Below are 16794 nucleotides of genomic sequence, written 5' to 3' on the forward strand. Positions count from 1 at the left end.
CATGCAGCTTTAGCCTTCGGTGGGGTAGGGTGGGCAGTGATAACCGGCAGGAGAAAGGGTGAAGATTTCACACCCTGTTTCCGTAACCCCCAGCATGTGTTCAAACTGGGCGGAAAGGGAGCGGTCCCTTGTTACGGCGGTCCATTCATCTTCCAGAATTTTCACATCTGCGCGGCCAATATTCAGCATTGGCTCAATGGTAAACACCATGCCAGCCTGAAGCTTCATGCCTTCACCAGGGCGGCCATAATGCAGCACTGTTGGTTCAGCATGGAAGGTCCGGCCAATGCCGTGGCCACAGAAGTCCCGCACAATGGAGTAGCGGTTCTGTTCAGCCAGTACCTGAATGGCGTGGCCAATATCCCCCAATGTTGCGCCGGGGCGTACAACATCAATGCCGCGCATCAGGCAGTCATAGGTTGTTTTGATCAGCTTGTTAGCTTTGACCGGGGTCTTGCCTACCGTGAACATGCGGCTGGTATCACCATACCAACCGTCCAGAATGGAGGTCACGTCAATATTAACGATATCCCCTTCCTGAAGCTTTTTTTCCCCCGGAATGCCGTGGCACACCACATGATTGATGGAAATGCAGCAGGATTTTGGGAAACCACGATAATTCAGCGGGGCCGGAACAGCACCGTGTGCCAGCGTGTAGTCATGAATAATCTGGTTGAGTTCTTCTGTCGTTACCCCGGGTTTGACGTAAGGGGTAATCATGTCAAGCGTGGCGGCTGCCAGTTGGCCCGCGGCGCGCAGGCCCTGAAAGTCGTGTTCGTTATGCAGAACAATACCGTGTCTGCCAGCCATACTCAGTGCTCCATTCGTTTTTACAGATCTGTAGAGCAGCTTTAAAAATCAGCAGGGAGGGTTGTGCTCTTGGCACACCAGACCTTGTGGCACGATTTTTAAAGCTGCCCTTATCCAGACAGCAAAATGGAACGCAGCCGCCTTAAAGGCAACCCGCTTCCGGGCAGGAAGCGGGGGAAAGTGTCATAAAATCAGGTTCTGCTGCGTGTAGCGTGCGCTTTATGCAGCGTATGCTTGCTGGTGCTGGCTGTAGCCGGATGCACTTTCGCGCCAATGAGCCGGAGATGATGGCCATTGGCAACAGGTGTAGCCCGAACATGGTGGACACCACGGCGGCCTACGGGGGCCTCGGCCACTTCCAGCGGTGCATGGGCGTGGGTTGAAGCCGCAGCCAGAACAATCACACGTCCTGCATGGTGGTGAGCAGGGACGGTGTTGCGTGCCAGAACCAGTGGCCGCTCAACCGGAGCAACACCTTCGGCATCAAAACCACGGTCAAGCTGGTCTGCCATAGCCAGAGTACGCTGACCATTGCTGGACGCGCCCATAACAACACCAACCAGCCGCACGTTGCTGCGCAGGGCGGATGTCACAAGGTTGCGGCCTGCTTCTTCTGTATAGCCCGTCTTCATCCCGTCCGCGCCCACATAGGCTTTCAGCATCGGGTTGTGGTTGGGGATCATCCGGCCATGGAAGCGGAAGGCAGCAGTGGAGAAGTAATGATAGTCTTCCGGAAAGTCATTGATCAGATGCCGGCCCAGTGTGGCGAGGTCACGCGCCGTGGTGAGCTGGTCCGGGTCTGGCAGGCCGGAGGCATTGCGGAAGGTCGTGCGGCTCATGCCCAATGCGCGGGCCTGCTGGGTCATGAGGGCAGCAAACTGTGGCTCGCTCCCGCCCCCCAGAAATTCACCAAGAGCACAGGCAGCATCGTTGGCGGACTTGGTGACCAGCGCCAGAATGGCCTGCTGCACTGTCAGGCGGCTACCGGGCACAACCCCAAGTTTGGAGGGCTCCATGGTTGCTGCGTGAATGGAGACGGGCACAAGCTGGTCCAGCGTGATCGTCCCGGCGCGTAATGCCGAGAAGGTCAGATACAGCGTCATCAATTTTGTCAGGCTGGCAGGGTAGCGGCGCAGGTCCGGGTCTGTCTGGGACAAAACAGCACCGGTGTTGGCATCCATCACGATGGAACTCAGCTGGCCAGCATACTGCGCATGGGCGTTACGCTGGGTGGCGACAGTGCCTAACGCAACACCCGCCAGAAGCCCAATCCATTTTCGACTGGACGTTCTCTTTCTGTTCTGCTTATAGTCAGCAGACTGGGTTGGGGTGTGTTTTCTGCGTCCTGCTTTGCCGGTATGTGCCACTGCGCGTCCCACCTGTGTTTCTCAGGATAATGTCAGTCTCGTCTCATAGATTGCAAGCCCGCAACAGTGAAAAAAGGAGAGAATCCTTATCCTTGCGCGGTATTCTTCACATCCTGTCTCAGCCTGATTTGTGGCCTGAATAAGGCATCTGCGCGCCAGAAGGCTTGATAACTCTGCCATTCAGGCGCAAAGCCCCCTTCCATCGGTGGGATGCTATGCCAATATTGTGGTATAGGGTCACTTCCTTAAAAATTGGCAACGGAGTTCTGTACTGATGGCGTCCCGTTCTTTTACTGTTCTGCACACGGGCAATGGTCCATCACGCCGCCAGGGTGGTGGCGCGGAGTCGGGTGATGACGGGACTGACAGTGGCGTTGTGGTGAAAGCCCGCCCCAAGACCCGCAAGCCCTCCATGTACAAAGTGTTGATGCTCAACGATGACTACACGCCCATGGAATTTGTTGTGCATGTGCTTGAGCGCTTTTTCAGCAAGAATAGAGATGAGGCCACCGCCATCATGCTCAACGTGCATAAGCGCGGCGTAGGCGTGTGCGGTGTGTTTACCTATGAGGTGGCGGAAACAAAGGTTACGCAGGTGATGGATCTGGCACGCCAGAACCAACACCCCCTGCAATGCACAATTGAAAAAGAGTAAACACCTGCTTTGCGGGAAAGCTGGCATTATCTGTAGTTTTTCGGAGCCTTAAGGAAAAAAAATCGTCATAGCGCAATTTTTACGCGCTTTCTGACTCGCAATTCCTCTCAAAGCGGCCAAATATGAAAAATAGGCCACCAGAGTAAGCAGGCATCCTTAGCCCACACTCTGGCAGAACGGGGAAAGGAGCGTCTCATCATGTTGTCACGCAATCTGGAGCAGACGCTACATCAAGCTCTCATTTTAGCCGGTGAACGGCACCACGAATATGCAACGCTGGAGCATCTGCTGCTGGCGCTGGTTGATGATGCTGATGCTGTGACGGTGTTTCGTGCCTGCGGGGTCGACCTTGACCGCCTGCGGACAGACCTGACGAATTTTCTGGATAAAGATCTGGCCGGGCTGGCATCTGAGCGCCCGACCGAGCCAAAACCAACAGCGGCCTTCCAGCGCGTTATCCAGCGTGCGGCCATTCATGTGCAATCTACAGGGCGTGATGAAGTGACAGGCGCTAACGTGCTTGTTGCCCTGTTTGCCGAGCGTGAAAGCCATGCGGTCTATTTCCTGCAATTGCAGGACATGACCCGGCTTGATGCCGTTAATTTCCTGTCGCACGGTATTGCCAAGGCACCCGACCGCTCCACACGCCGCCCGGTTACCGGAACAGGCAAGAACAATGCGGAGTCCGGCCCTGACAAAGGGGAAGACCCGGACCGTGGGGAAGCCCGCACACAGAAAAATCAGGAAGCGCTCTCTACTTACTGCGTCAACCTCAATGCCAAAGCACAGGCTGGCAAGGTTGACCCGCTCATTGGGCGGGATAAGGAAGTTGAGCGTACTATCCAGATCCTGTGCCGCCGTACCAAGAACAACCCCCTGTATGTGGGTGACCCCGGCGTGGGTAAAACGGCCATTGCCGAAGGGCTGGCCCGCCGTATTGTAGAAGGCAATGTGCCGGAAGTGTTGCTGAAAGCCACCATCTATTCTCTGGACATGGGGGCATTGCTGGCCGGTACCCGTTACCGCGGGGATTTTGAAGAACGCCTGAAAGCCGTAGTGACCGAGCTGGATCAGGACCGTAATGGCATCCTGTTTATTGATGAAATCCATACGGTCATTGGTGCGGGCTCTACCTCTGGTGGAGCGATGGATGCATCCAACCTGCTCAAGCCTGCTCTGGCTGCGGGCACGTTGCGCTGCATTGGCTCGACCACCTACAAAGAGTTCCGCCAGCACTTTGAAAAAGACCGTGCGCTTGTGCGTCGGTTCCAGAAAATTGATGTGCCTGAACCGTCTGTTGAAGATACGGTCAAAATCCTGCGTGGCCTGAAAAGCAGCTACGAAAAACACCATAAGGTGCGGTACACGGAAGAGGCTATTCGTGGCGCGGTGGAACTTGCTGCCAAGTATATTCATGACCGCAAACTGCCCGATAAAGCCATTGACGTGATTGATGAGGTCGGGGCATCCCGCATGCTTCTGCCAGAAGGCAAACGGCGCAAAACCGTAAACCTGAAGGATGTTGAGGACATTATTGCGCGTATTGCCCGCATTCCGCCCAAAAGTGTCTCGGCTGATGATAAAGAAGTGCTGCGCGCGCTGGACCGTGACCTGAAAAACATGGTGTTCGGGCAGGACAAGGCCATCCATACCTTGTCAGACGCCATAAAACTGTCCCGTGCAGGTTTGCGTGACCCTGAAAAGCCAATTGGTAACTATCTGTTCTCTGGCCCGACAGGGGTTGGTAAAACCGAGGTTGCACGCCAGTTGGCTGCAACACTAGGCATTGAACTGATCCGCTTTGATATGTCGGAATATATGGAGCGCCACTCCATTTCCCGTCTGTTGGGCGCGCCTCCCGGTTATGTCGGGTTTGATCAGGGCGGTTTGCTGACCGATGCCATTGACCAACACCCGCATGCGGTTCTGCTGCTGGATGAAATTGAGAAAGCGCATCCAGACCTTTATAACGTGCTGTTGCAGGTTATGGATCATGGCCGCCTGACAGACCATAACGGTAAAACGGTGGATTTCAGAAACGTCATTCTGATCATGACCACCAACGCCGGTGCGGCAGACCTGAGTAAAGAAGCCATTGGCTTTGGGCGTGACACCCGTGTGGGTGAGGATGAAGAGGCCATTAAACGCCTGTTCACCCCGGAATTCCGCAACCGTCTGGACGCTATTATTCCGTTCGCTAACCTCACGCCGGAAACGGTGGGCCGGGTGGTTGAGAAGTTTGTGTTGCAGCTTGAAGCCCAACTGGCAGACCGCAACGTGACGCTGGAACTGTCTTCCGCAGCCAAGGAGTGGCTGGCAGAGCGTGGGTATGACCGCCTGTATGGTGCACGCCCACTGGGCCGCGTTATTCAGGAAGAGCTGAAGAAACCGCTGGCGGAAGAACTGCTGTTTGGCAAGCTGACCAAAGGTGGCGCGGTCAAGATCGGTCTGAAAAACGGTGCGTTGACCTTCGATATTATCGAAAGCAACACACCCGACCGGGCTGACGGGTCTGGTAAGGAGCGCAGCACAAAACATGAGGAAGAAGCAGCCGGGTAACGGCAGCCTCTTCCCACCAGTCGGCAATGAAAAAAGGCCAGTCCGCACCATACGGACTGGCCTTTTCCATATTTGTGGAACGTGAAGGCTCAGTCGTATTTGTGGCCGTTTACAGTGACATAACCCGGCACGGGCCATGACCAGCCTGTGCCATGATGCGTCCAGTCAATGCCCTGACGGCGGATGGAGTCGTAATAATACCGGCCCACAACTTCCACCTGATCGCCTTTTGTAACCCAAGGCCAGTTCGGAGCTTTCATTTCATCCAGACCGGAGACAATGCGGATGGAAATAGAAGGCGTAACAGCCACATAAAAATAGCCATGCCAACCGCTGCGTGTGCGCTTGGCTTTGGGGCTCACTGCCAGCACGGTACCGCAAATATGCACCGGCACATCCGCTTTGGAGCCGCCATTTTCAAAAGCAAACTGCTTAGCCAGAAAATCACGGTTATCACAGCTTGCCGGAACCGTTGCGGTAGGTTCAGCCTGTGCCGCTACGGAATAAGGGAGAGCTGTAAGCGTAAGCAGGCCCGCAGCCAGCAGGGGGCGTAAAAAAGCGGGGGCAACCATAGGGGGAATAACCTTTGTTCTGGCGGAGCCATGGTCCACCGTCCGGGACGGCCACAGCATGGGGTAAACGTCTGTAAGAAACATCGGCCCGTTTCGCAACAGGCCGATACTCCTTGGGACGACGTTATTTTTCGTTTTTCAGTCGTGCAAGGTAATCATCCAGCCGCTTGGTAACGTCCGGCGCAGGCTGAGGGAGTTGCAGTTGCAGGTGTGTCAGGGCACGAATAATGGTGCCAATAACCACCAGTCTTGCATACCATTTGTGGTTGGCAGGCACGATAATCCATGGTGCATACGGGCGAGCCGTAGCCTGAATGGCATCCTCATAGGCTGTCTGGTACTGGTCCCAGTATTCGCGTTCCTTGAGGTCAGACGAGGAAAACTTCCAGCGTTTTTCTGGCTCTTCCAAACGGGAGAGCAGGCGTTCTTTCTGTTCATCTGCCGAGATGTTCAGAAAAAATTTCAGGACCAGCGTGCCTTGGCGGGAGAAGTAATGCTCAAGGTGGCGAATGTCCTTATAGCGGCCTTCCCAGAATTCCGGCGTATCAATTGGGCCGGTCAGGTGTTCGCGGTCTAGCAGTTCAGGGTGAACACGGGTTACCAGCACATCTTCATACTGGCTGCGGTTAAAAATGACGATGCGCCCGGCCTGTGGGGCCGCAGCATGAATACGCCATAAAAAACCATGCAGCAGATCAGTCGGGCCGGGTTGTTTGAAAGAGGCCACAGACACACCCTGCGGGTTAACGCCGGACATAACGTGCTTGATTGTACCGTCCTTGCCTGCGGCATCCATGCCTTGCAGAATAATCAGAACAGACTGTTTCTGGTTGGCGTAAAGCAGTTCCTGTAGGTCCTGTAAGCGATGCTTGACCTCTTTCAGCAGCTCGGACCCATCCTCCTTGGTTAAACCCAGATTCCCGTCATCATTGGGGTTATGATCTTTCAGGCGGAATTTATCGCCTTCTGTAATATGGTAGCTATCAAGGATGTGCAGGAATTTGGTCAGTTTATTCATGATGGTTCCCTTATGATGGGCCGACATTACAACCGAATAAAAAATTTGTAAAAACGTTCAAATTTTTATCTTTCAAGAGAGACGTGGCCTCTCGCATAGGCGTCTCTCACACTCGGCATGTCCCTTATGCTCCCATCTGGCCAGCGGTTAGCGTAGCAGACAAAGGTTGCCAAAACGCAAAGCCGGTCGCATATCGAACATATGGCTTCTCGGCATCATACTTCATCCTCCCCTATGGCGGATCAGGTTCCGTCTCTCGCTGGCCAGCTTCTGGTTGCATCTCCAGCCTTGGGTGACACCCCATTTGCCTGCACTGTTATTTACCTATGCGCCCATACGGTGGATGGCGGGGCTATGGGGTTTGTCGTCAACCGGCGTTTGCCCGCTCCCGGTTTGGATGAACTGCTGGAACAGTTGCACATTACGCCCGTGCCGCCGCTACGCCGCATTGGGGTAAGTGCCGGAGGACCGCTAGACGTAACGCATGGTTTTGTCCTGCACTCCTCCGACTGGGAAAGTGAGGGCGGGCTAGCAATTACGCCAGACGTAACACTCAGTGCGTCTCTTGCCGTGCTGCAAACTTTGGCGGAGGGGGCAGGCCCGCGTAATGCGCTACTGGCTATGGGTCATGCCAGTTGGTCTGCCGGACAGTTGGAAGAAGAAATCCTGCAACAGGATGCGTGGCTGGTAGCCCCCGCCACACCGGAGATTGTGTTTGGGCAGGATTTTGATGGTAAATGGCGGCAGGCTCTTGCCGCCATTAATCTGGACCCGGTGCAGCTTACAGGTCAGACGGGTCACGCCTGAAGGCGGGGTTTAAAACCTGAACACAAAGTTGGACTGGTAATAGGTCGCGCTGGACCCTCCCGCCTTGTTCAGGGCGTTAGAGGTCATGAAGCGCGATACATATTGCGTCCAGGACAGATGCTGCGTGATCTGCCACGCAAGAGAAGCCTGCGGTGCCATGCCAATAAACTTGCCATCAAAATCATGGGCAAATTTATAAAACCCTGATGAGCGGTAAATGGGGTCTTGTGTACTATACCGCCAGAAGAGCGGGTATTTGACCTGTAAGCTGACAGATTTGAAAAATGTTGCGCGTATAAGCGGGGCAACACTAATCAGGTTAGAGCCGGTCATATAGGTTGTGGTGTCCAGATAATTGGTCTGAGGGTTAAAAGGGGAGATATAGGTGCCGATTGTACCGTTCTTCTTATCCTTGTTGCCGCCGGAATACACGTCTGTCTGCACACCCATAAAGGTATGGAAACGATCTTTGGGAATACGGTAACCCACAAGCGTATTAATGGCATAACCGCTGACATTACGTGCCTGATCAGTCTTGGCATAACGGAAAACCCCACCCTGCCAAATCCCGCCTAACGAAAATTCAAACGGCCCGGCCAGCCCGTGCCAGCGCACCCCAAAGTTGTTGCGCGTGTTGGACCCATTATTGCTTGTGTTGTTGGGGCCAGCTATTGCACCACCTGAGCCCGAAAGTTTGTAGCCAACATAAAAAGCATCCAGAAATGAGTAGCTTCTATCCCCCATGAAGTGCCCATCTGGCGGGGCCCATGTCATGTTAAAACCATACAGGCGGGTATTATAGTTTTCAGTATCATGGAACATTTTTGTGTAGGAATCATTTGTCTGCACAAAGTCCCACCCGTCAATGCGGAAGCGTGGCCAGACCATATAACCCCGAAAGCCATTCCATGAGAGCGGAACATTCGGTGTTTCACGGCTGTAAAGCATGTAGGAAGGCGCTCCCACAAATTGCTGCCGCCCAAACATGAAGCCGCTTTTTGCACCAAACATGTTCCAACGTGTTTCTACAAAAGCCTGCTGTGCATCAAGCCGTTTCCTGTAGGTGCTCCCATATCCATACCCGTTCCAGCCGCCTGCATCTGCATTGACCAGTTGCCCAAAAAAACGCACGTGCTCGCCAAGGTGTAAATCCGCGCCATACAGGTTTCGCACGCCAAAACGCCCGGAATCATTATTGTGCTGTGTGCCCAGATTGGGGCGACTTTCAAACCAGTTCCGCAGGCGGGTTTCTCCTGAAAAACTGAGCCATATGGTTTTGTTTTCGTTCAGGGCAATAAATTTAAGAACATCCAGAGGGTCTGTCCGTTTGCTTTTGTCGCGCAGGCGGCTCCAGTCCTCTGCCCATGGAGCAACGCCGTATTGCCCTACCGGGCCAAAGCCTGCGGCTTCCCCGTTGCCACGGTTGAATACGCCCCAGTCATATTGCCTGCCAGAGGTTCGGCCTTGTGCACCGGTCGTGCGGATGGGCTGCCCGGTTGGTGTGGCGTGTGGATACAATACAATGTTGGGCAATGGGGGGGCGTGCACTGTAATGGTCTCCCGCGCTTTGGCGGGTGTGGCAGGTGTGCCCTTGGTAGCGACGGCGGCTGGTGCTGGCTGGGCTGTTGGCGCAGGTGTTTGGGCCGCGGCCGGGCGCAGTAAGGCAACCGCCAGACATGCAGCAGATGAAGAGGCAAGAACACAGAACCGCGAAACTGCTGAAGCCTGAAAGCCAACCATGGAGACCCTGCAAACACTATAAAACACGATAAAAAACGATATAAAAATAAATACACAAACAAGAACAAACCGCAATGATCAAAAATTAACATTCTTATTCGTATATATCGACTGTGTATTTTTGGCCGCAGAATGGTTTGCGGTGTATCCGCTGCGTGGGTTTAAGTGTGGAAAAAGCACTCTTCTGCTAAAAATGCCGGTAAAATAAGTTATAAAAAAACACAAAAACTTGTGTTTTATCTTGACGCGAAATACGCGAGTGATAGCGTGGAATTTAACAGGCAATCACTATCCCGGCTTTAACCTTACAAACAGCCGGGGTGTCAGAATGGAACAGGGGGCAAAAACCGTGTCTGGTCTTTTCTCACGGCGTAAGGTTTTAACCGCAGCCCTACTGGCTGCTGGCGGCGCGGCATCCGGGCTTACACTGCACCAGCAGGCACTGGCGGATACAGCCACTCTGCTCAACGTCTCGTACGACCCAACGCGCGAGTTGTATGCGGAGATCAATAAGGCTTTTGCCGCCGCATACAGCAAGGATCACGCTGGTAGCAGCGTATTTGTACGGACCTCCAACGGCGGCTCCGGTGCACAGGCCCGCTCCGTGTTGGAAGGGGCTCCGGCTGATATTGTAACGCTTGGTCTGGCGTATGATATTGATGTGCTGGCTCAGCACGGCCTTCTGGCAACAGACTGGCAAAAACGCCTGCCCCATAACTCAACGCCATATACCAGCACTATTGTTTTTCTGGTGCGTAAGGGGAACCCCAAACATATTCAGGATTGGTCTGATTTGATCCGGGATGACGTCAAAATTGTAACCCCTAACCCCAAAACGTCTGGCGGCGCACGATGGAATTATCTGGCGGCATGGGGATGGGCGCTGCACCAGCCCGGCGGGTCTGAAGACACAGCACGTGCGTATCTCAAGCAGTTATTCAAGCATGTGCCTGTGCTGGACACCGGCGCACGTGGCGCTACCAACAGCTTTGTTCAGCGTGGCTTGGGGGATGTGCTGCTGGCGTGGGAAGATGAAGCCCTGCTGGCCGCCAAGGATATTGGGCCGGACCGGTTTGATATTGTCGTGCCCAAACTGACCATTCTGGCTGAACCCCCTGTCGCTGTGGTGGACAAAAATGTTGCACAGCATGGCACACAGGCTGCGGCACAGGCTTATGTCAATTTCCTGTTTTCTCCCACCGGTCAACGGATTGGTGCCAAGCATTACTTCCGCCCGGTAGATCCTGCCATAGCAGCAGAAACCGCCAGCGTTTTCCCGAAGGTCGAGACATTTGATGTTGCCAGCCTTGGGGGCTGGGCCGCTGTGCAGAAGAAACATTTTGCGGACCATGGCGTGTTTGACCAGATCACGCAGGACTAACCTGCTAGCCTAACGTAAGGTATTTTTATCAATGGCAGCCTCTTTTTAAGGGGCTGCCATTTTTTTAAAGAGGCCGAAATACGCTGGGGTCCGGCGGGGTTGAAGACGGACTGAGGGCTGGCGCGTTATCAAACAGTCCCAATGGTCCAACAGGCGGGGTTCCTGCGCCGGGAGGTATAGGCTGCGTAAGGGGCGGCTGGGTGGCGCTCAGTTCTGCTGGCGTCATGGCAAAGCGGGTGCGGGGCAGCGCCTCAGGGCATTCCTCACACATCCATCGGATAATTTTTTCTCGCACTTCACAGCGTAAATCCCAACTTCTTATGGCGGTGCGTGCGCTGGCGGTCATGCGAATAGTCACGATGTGCTGGTTGCAGTCTACGACCTGCACACTGAAGTCTTTTCCTGTCCATTGGGGGCAACCGCGCACAATTTCTTCCAATTTGGCGCGTATTCTGTCCACGGGGGCGCGGTAGTCCACATACAGGAATACAGCACCGATTAGTTCGGCAGAATTATAAGTCCAGTTCTGAAAAGGCGTGTCCAGAAAATAGGCTATGGGCACAATGCGTCTCCGCCAGTCCCATGCGCGGAGTACGACGTAGGTAGAGGTAATTTCCTCCACCCATGTCCAATCGCCTTCAAAGGCAATCAGATCTCCCATACGGATGGGTTGTGTCATGGCAATCTGAACCCCGGCGAACAGATTGGCCAGAATGGGCCGTGCCGCCAGACCCGCAATAAGAGACGCAGCACCAGCCGAGGCAAAAAGGCTGAGGCCATATTCCCGCACCGGTTCAAAAGACATCAGTTCTGCCCCGATGGTCAGAACGCAAATCAGAATTTCTGCCATACGCCGCAGTAGCCGGAACTGCGTGGCATGCTTGCGGGCCAGAATATCGTCTTCCTGATCGGCTTCAGAAAAACGGGTCAGATAGGCGTCCGAGATCACGCGCACAGTCATGAGAATCCCATAGCCCATGACCGCAACGAAGGAGATGAGCAACAGGTGCCCCACTCCGTCCTGCAAGGCGCTGTGCAGGCCACTGACAGGCAGTGCCACACCCATAGCCAAAATCATGATGCTCAACCGCACTGGCTGCCGTAGCGCTTTGGTGAAGGAGCGTACAGCCGCGCCTTTGCTGCCCGGCAGACGCATAAGGATGCGGTCTGTTACCAGACGGCTGATCAGGCCTGCCACCAGCCCAACAAGGGCTAGCACCAGCAGGGACACAAAAGGGGCCGGTAGCCAACTTAACCACTCTCTGAAAGAGGAGACGTAGGGCGTGATTTCCTTTTGAATGGAGACCGCCACAGGGTCTTGAGTCAGCGTGGTTGCGGAAAGCGGCATAAGAAAAAATAATCACCTTCTGGCTACAGTTAAGCACATGGCAACATTCTGCATGATGCCGTACGAACAATTTTGTGTCTGGAAAATTGAACGCAAATAAAGACGCAGAAACATTGCAAAAGTTCTGCTCTTGTGAGCCTAAGGATCACAAAAATATTTTTATTTTTCAAGTCTTGCCATTCGTAAAATGGCATCTTGCTCTTTTGCTCTCGTTGGCAGGTAAAGTTTTTCTATGGCGGTTGGCTGAAAAAGGCAAATCACTGCCACAGTTTTACAGCGGCAGCATGGGGGGATATGGACTCACGGCTACCGTGCAACCGTATGTGCTGCTGCATAAGAAAGTATAAATTAATATTTTATAAATAGTTTGATTATTAATTACGGGAACTCCTCAAATAATTGCCACTTTAATTTTTTGTAATAATGTATATAATAAATACAACTATATTTCATTGTTTATAGCGGACTTGCATGTATGAAGTTTGATCTCAAGGTGAACGGCACCCTTCACACGGTAGATGTGACGGGCGATATGCCTGTGCTCTGGATTTTAAGAGATATTTTGCATCTTACGGGTACAAAATATGGGTGCGGGGTTGCGCAATGCGGAGCCTGCACCGTGCACATAGATGGACAGCCTGTCAGGTCCTGCCTTCTGACCGTACAGTCCGTGGCCGGACGCGACATTACGACCATAGAAGCCATTAACCAGACAGAGGCAGGTGCCCGTGTACAACAGGCCTGGCTGGATGAGGAAGTTATCCAGTGCGGTTATTGTCAGTCCGGACAGATCATGACGGCAACAGCCCTTTTACAGAAAACACCGCACCCTAGTGATGCGGAGATAGATGATGCGATGGCAGGCAATATCTGCCGCTGCGGCACCTATGTACGTATTCGTAAAGCTATTCATAAAGCAGCTTCTCATGACGTCTGAAAAAACAAAAACCGTTTCCGCATCAAGGCGCGCATTTATTGGAGGGGCATTGAGTGCTGGCGGCGGGTTGCTGCTTTCCACTTTTCTGCCCGGTTTGCCGCTTATTCAAACTGCGCAGGCGCAAGATACGTTAACGGGCAGTCTTTTTAAACCGAATGCCTTTATCCGTGTGCCATCACAGGGGGCCATAACCCTTGTTATGTCTCATGTTGAGATGGGCCAAGGTATTTATACGGGTCTTGCGATGCTTCTGGCTGAAGAGCTGGAGGTCGGTCTGGATCAGGTACAGGTTGAAGCCGCCCCGGCGGACCCTGCCTATATTGATAAAGGGGCGAGCGAGGAAGAAACTGGGGGATCATCCTCCACTCGCCATTGCTGGGTCTATTTGCGGGAAGCTGGCGCTGCAGCCCGTATGATGCTGATAGCCGCCGCCGCCCAGCGTTGGGGCGTGGAGGCCGCAGGCTGCAAGGCTCACGAAGGCCGCGTTAGTCATCAGGCTACCGGGCAAAGCCTTTCTTATGGCGAACTTGCAGATCTTGCGAGCCATCAGCCAGTTCCGGAAAAAGTCACTCTAAAATCACCGGCTGACTTTACGCTTATCGGCACAAGCCCCCGCAGGGTTGATACCAAAGCAAAGACCAATGGGTCTGCCCGCTTTGGTATAGATGCACAAATACCGGGCATGAAGATTGGCCGCATTATGGCATGTCCTGTCAAAGGTGGTCATCTTACCGGCTACAACAAGCAGGCTGCTCTTGCTGTGCCGGGTGTGGTTGAGGTTTTGACGCTGCCAGACGCCATAGCAGTCATAGGCGATCATATGTGGGCTGCCATAAAAGGGTTGGAAATGGCCAGCCCTGAGTGGGATTACGGCAAAAACAGCACGACCTCGACAGAAGATATTATTGCGGACATGAAAAAAGCATCAGACCAGTCTGGTGTAACTGCGGTAAAGCGCGGCAACGCGCAGGATGCGTTACGGAATGCTCATACGCGGATAAATGCTGTTTACGAACTTCCCTTTCTGGCTCATGCAGCGCTGGAACCTATTAATACCACATTGCACATCAGGCCCGATGGTGCGGATGTATGGGTAGGCACACAGGTTCCCGGCCGCGCAAGGCAAGAAGTGGCCGATGCAACAGGTCTGCCACTCGAGAAAATTTTCATCCATAACCATCTTATCGGTGGAGGGTTTGGCAGACGGCTTGATTCAAACTCCATTGGTCAGGCCGCACATTTTGCAAAACAGGTTTCCTATCCCGTTAAGTTGATCTGGACACGGGAAGAAGACATCACACAGGATCAGTTTCGGCCTTACTACTATGACCGAATTTCTGCCGGACTGACGAACGAGGGGACCGTCAGCGGTTGGCACCACAGAACAACAGGCTCATCGGTCTCCGCGCGCTGGTCACCTTCTGACATGGACCACGGGCTTGACCCGGATGCCGTGGAAGGTGCTGCAGAAACGCCGTACACTATCCCTGACCAGTTGGTGGAATTTGTCAGGCATGAGCCAGAAGCCCTCACCACACTCTGGTGGCGTGGGGTTGGGCCAACCCACAATGTTTTTGTGGTGGAAAGCATGGTTGATGAGCTTGCCCATAAAGCGGGTCAGGACCCTCTGACCCTACGCAAAAAACTGGCCGCGCATCAACCGCGTGCCATAAAACTACTTGATGAGGTGGCAAAGCAGTCAGGCTGGGGCAAACCGTTGCCAGAGGGGCATGGCATGGGCGTGGCCTTGCACCATTCGTTCGAAACGTGGGCAGCGACAGTTGTTGAGGCCAAAGTTGAGAAGGACGGTCAAATTCATATTCTCAGCGCACATAGTGCTGTTGATTGTGGCCCTGTTGTTTTTCCAGATGGGGTTGTGTCCCAAATACAGGGCGGGCTGATTTTTGGTTTTACCATGGCGCTTTACAATGAAATTACTTTGAAAAATGGACGTGTTGAGCAGTCAAATTTTCATAACTATCGTATGATGCGCCTGAGTGAAGCGCCTGATATTCATGTCCATATTCTGCCAGATGCGGACGCAAAAATTGGTGGGATTGGTGAGGTGGGCACAGTTGCGGCAGCTCCAGCGCTGGCCAATGCATTATTTGCTGCCACGGGCAAACGGTTGCGTCGCATCCCCTTTGCCAAGCAATTTGGAAAGGATGCCGTGTAATGCTGTTACGTTACGCTTTACTCACGAGCCTTGTGGTCGGGATGGGGAGCCATACGGCTTTTGGCCAAACGGCTGCTCCCTCGGCACCCAATCAAAACGATATAGTCAAAAAAGGCGAATATCTGTTTCGTGCTGCTGACTGTGCAGCGTGCCATACAGCCCCGGACAGCAAAAAACTGACAGGGGGGCGGCCTTTTCCTCTGCCTTTTGGCACTGTTTATGCGGTCAATATTACTCCTGACACCCAAAGCGGTATTGGCCAGTACACAGACGCAGAATGGCTAAAGGCGCTACGCGAAGGCGTGGGCCGTGGCGGCAAGCATTTATACCCCGTTATGCCTTATACCGCTTACACCTTGTTGAGTGACGAAGATGCTCTGGCAATCAAGGCGTATCTGTTCAGTCTCCACCCTGAAAAAGCAGAAATACCACAAAACAAACTGGTATTTCCGTTTAATCAGAGATGGGGCATGATATTCTGGAACTTGCTGAACAATCCCAACAAACGGTTCCAGCCGGAAGCCAACCGCTCACCAGAATGGAACCGCGGCGCTTATCTGACAGAAGCCCTCGGTCATTGCAGTCAGTGCCATACACCCCGCAATTTCACGTATGGTTTAAGCAGCAAGGCTTATGCGGGTGCTGTTCAGGTTGGATGGAAAGCCTATAACCTGACATCAGACAAAGAGCATGGCCTAGGTAACTGGACGGATGAGCAACTCTCCTCCTACCTGTCTACCGGCAAAGCTGTGGGCAGAGGGGCGGCGTCTGGCCCCATGGCAGAAGCAGTTGAGCACGGACTGCGTTATATGACGCCCAGCGATATTTCCGCCATGGTGACATATTTCAGGAGCATTGCGCCAATTGCCAAAGGCCCCATAGCGCAAGATATGCCCTCCGCAAAACCCTCTATTTCAACAGCGTATAAAAGGGGAGAGGAACTGTTTGCACAGGCATGTGCAGGCTGCCACCTTGCAAATGGATTGGGGCGTCAGTCCGACTGGGCCGCGCTGGCGGGTGCACATAGTGTTTCTGACCCTGCGGGTAGTAATATCGTACAAGTGCTTTTAACAGGCACAAGTTTGGAAACAGACCAAGGTAAAGTGTTTATGCCAAGCTTTGAAAAAGGCTACACGGCGGATGAGCTTGCCGCATTGTCGTCCTACATTCTGGCGCATTTTGGAGGTGTAAAAGCTGACATATCTCCGTCAGAATTTAAAAAATAACATCTAAAAATCTACTTTTTTACGGCTTTGTTATTTTTTCAAGGCCGTAAAATTTTTCTCACAAAGTCTTTCGGTTTCAGGTTTTTTTATAGGTCTGTCTGAAATGGAGAGGCTGTGCTCTGAGCAGGCCAATGAACAAACGGTGGCTAAGCTATGCTTAACGTTTCACAAAAAAATTGAAAATTTCCGAATTTATCG

General features: G+C 53.2%; 14 protein-coding genes. 8 read left to right on the top strand and 6 right to left on the bottom strand.

Annotation, left to right across the window (positions count from 1 at the left end):
- Positions 1 to 9: 9 nt before the first annotated feature.
- The gene (map, locus tag ACTIDN_RS02215; protein WP_048837918.1) at positions 10 to 810 is read right to left on the bottom strand and encodes a type I methionyl aminopeptidase; all 801 of its coding nucleotides are present in this window, start codon (positions 808 to 810) and stop codon (positions 10 to 12) included.
- A 191-nt stretch (positions 811 to 1001) separates the two neighbouring features.
- Positions 1002 to 2177: a D-alanyl-D-alanine carboxypeptidase family protein gene (locus ACTIDN_RS02220; RefSeq protein WP_441375834.1), complete on the bottom strand. Its 1176-nt coding sequence runs from the start codon at positions 2175 to 2177 to the stop codon at positions 1002 to 1004.
- Between the two features lie 274 nt (positions 2178 to 2451).
- Here ACTIDN_RS02220 and clpS point away from each other — a divergent pair, with 274 nt between their 5' ends.
- Positions 2452 to 2832, top strand: coding sequence for an ATP-dependent Clp protease adapter ClpS (clpS, locus tag ACTIDN_RS02225; RefSeq protein WP_441375835.1), 381 nt, complete (start codon positions 2452 to 2454; stop codon positions 2830 to 2832).
- Positions 2833 to 3030: 198 nt separating this feature from the next.
- The gene (gene clpA / locus ACTIDN_RS02230) at positions 3031 to 5391 is read left to right on the top strand and encodes an ATP-dependent Clp protease ATP-binding subunit ClpA (protein ID WP_415507507.1); all 2361 of its coding nucleotides are present in this window, start codon (positions 3031 to 3033) and stop codon (positions 5389 to 5391) included.
- Between the two features lie 89 nt (positions 5392 to 5480).
- Here clpA and ACTIDN_RS02235 read toward each other — a convergent pair whose 3' ends face one another.
- Both ACTIDN_RS02235 and ACTIDN_RS02240 read right to left on the bottom strand, forming a co-directional pair.
- On the bottom strand, positions 5481 to 5963 hold the full coding sequence (locus tag ACTIDN_RS02235; protein ID WP_441375867.1) for a hypothetical protein: 483 nt from the start codon (positions 5961 to 5963) through the stop codon (positions 5481 to 5483).
- A 124-nt stretch (positions 5964 to 6087) separates the two neighbouring features.
- On the bottom strand, positions 6088 to 6981 hold the full coding sequence (locus ACTIDN_RS02240; RefSeq protein WP_415507508.1) for a polyphosphate kinase 2 family protein: 894 nt from the start codon (positions 6979 to 6981) through the stop codon (positions 6088 to 6090).
- 201 nt (positions 6982 to 7182) lie between these two features.
- Between ACTIDN_RS02240 and ACTIDN_RS02245 the strand changes: the two genes are divergently transcribed.
- Positions 7183 to 7788, top strand: coding sequence for a YqgE/AlgH family protein (locus ACTIDN_RS02245; RefSeq protein WP_415507509.1), 606 nt, complete (start codon positions 7183 to 7185; stop codon positions 7786 to 7788).
- A 9-nt stretch (positions 7789 to 7797) separates the two neighbouring features.
- On the opposite strand, the gene ACTIDN_RS02250 is transcribed toward ACTIDN_RS02245, so the two are convergent.
- Entirely contained in the window at positions 7798 to 9528 is a 1731-nt protein-coding gene (locus ACTIDN_RS02250; protein WP_441375836.1) for an alginate export family protein, read from the bottom strand.
- A gap of 349 nt (positions 9529 to 9877) precedes the next feature.
- On the opposite strand from ACTIDN_RS02250, the gene ACTIDN_RS02255 reads away from it, so the two are divergent.
- The gene (locus ACTIDN_RS02255) at positions 9878 to 10909 is read left to right on the top strand and encodes a sulfate ABC transporter substrate-binding protein (protein WP_441375837.1); all 1032 of its coding nucleotides are present in this window, start codon (positions 9878 to 9880) and stop codon (positions 10907 to 10909) included.
- 64 nt (positions 10910 to 10973) lie between these two features.
- On the opposite strand, the gene ACTIDN_RS02260 is transcribed toward ACTIDN_RS02255, so the two are convergent.
- Entirely contained in the window at positions 10974 to 12257 is a 1284-nt protein-coding gene (locus ACTIDN_RS02260) for a mechanosensitive ion channel family protein (RefSeq protein WP_441375838.1), read from the bottom strand.
- 74 nt (positions 12258 to 12331) lie between these two features.
- Here ACTIDN_RS02260 and ACTIDN_RS02265 point away from each other — a divergent pair, with 74 nt between their 5' ends.
- The 4 genes from ACTIDN_RS02265 to ACTIDN_RS02280 all read left to right on the top strand — a co-directional run bounded on the left by ACTIDN_RS02265 (position 12332) and on the right by ACTIDN_RS02280 (position 16596).
- Positions 12332 to 12604, top strand: coding sequence for a hypothetical protein (locus tag ACTIDN_RS02265; RefSeq protein WP_441375839.1), 273 nt, complete (start codon positions 12332 to 12334; stop codon positions 12602 to 12604).
- Between the two features lie 128 nt (positions 12605 to 12732).
- The gene (locus ACTIDN_RS02270; RefSeq protein WP_086650152.1) at positions 12733 to 13194 is read left to right on the top strand and encodes a (2Fe-2S)-binding protein; all 462 of its coding nucleotides are present in this window, start codon (positions 12733 to 12735) and stop codon (positions 13192 to 13194) included.
- Entirely contained in the window at positions 13184 to 15370 is a 2187-nt protein-coding gene (locus tag ACTIDN_RS02275; RefSeq protein WP_441375840.1) for a molybdopterin cofactor-binding domain-containing protein, read from the top strand. The genes ACTIDN_RS02270 and ACTIDN_RS02275 overlap by 11 nt, the downstream gene beginning before the upstream one ends.
- The gene (locus ACTIDN_RS02280; protein ID WP_441375841.1) at positions 15370 to 16596 is read left to right on the top strand and encodes a c-type cytochrome; all 1227 of its coding nucleotides are present in this window, start codon (positions 15370 to 15372) and stop codon (positions 16594 to 16596) included. Before ACTIDN_RS02275 ends, ACTIDN_RS02280 begins: the two co-directional genes overlap by 1 nt.
- Positions 16597 to 16794 lie beyond the last annotated feature (198 nt).

Source organism: Acetobacter sp. (assembly GCF_052102375.1).
Lineage (GTDB): Bacteria > Pseudomonadota > Alphaproteobacteria > Acetobacterales > Acetobacteraceae > Acetobacter.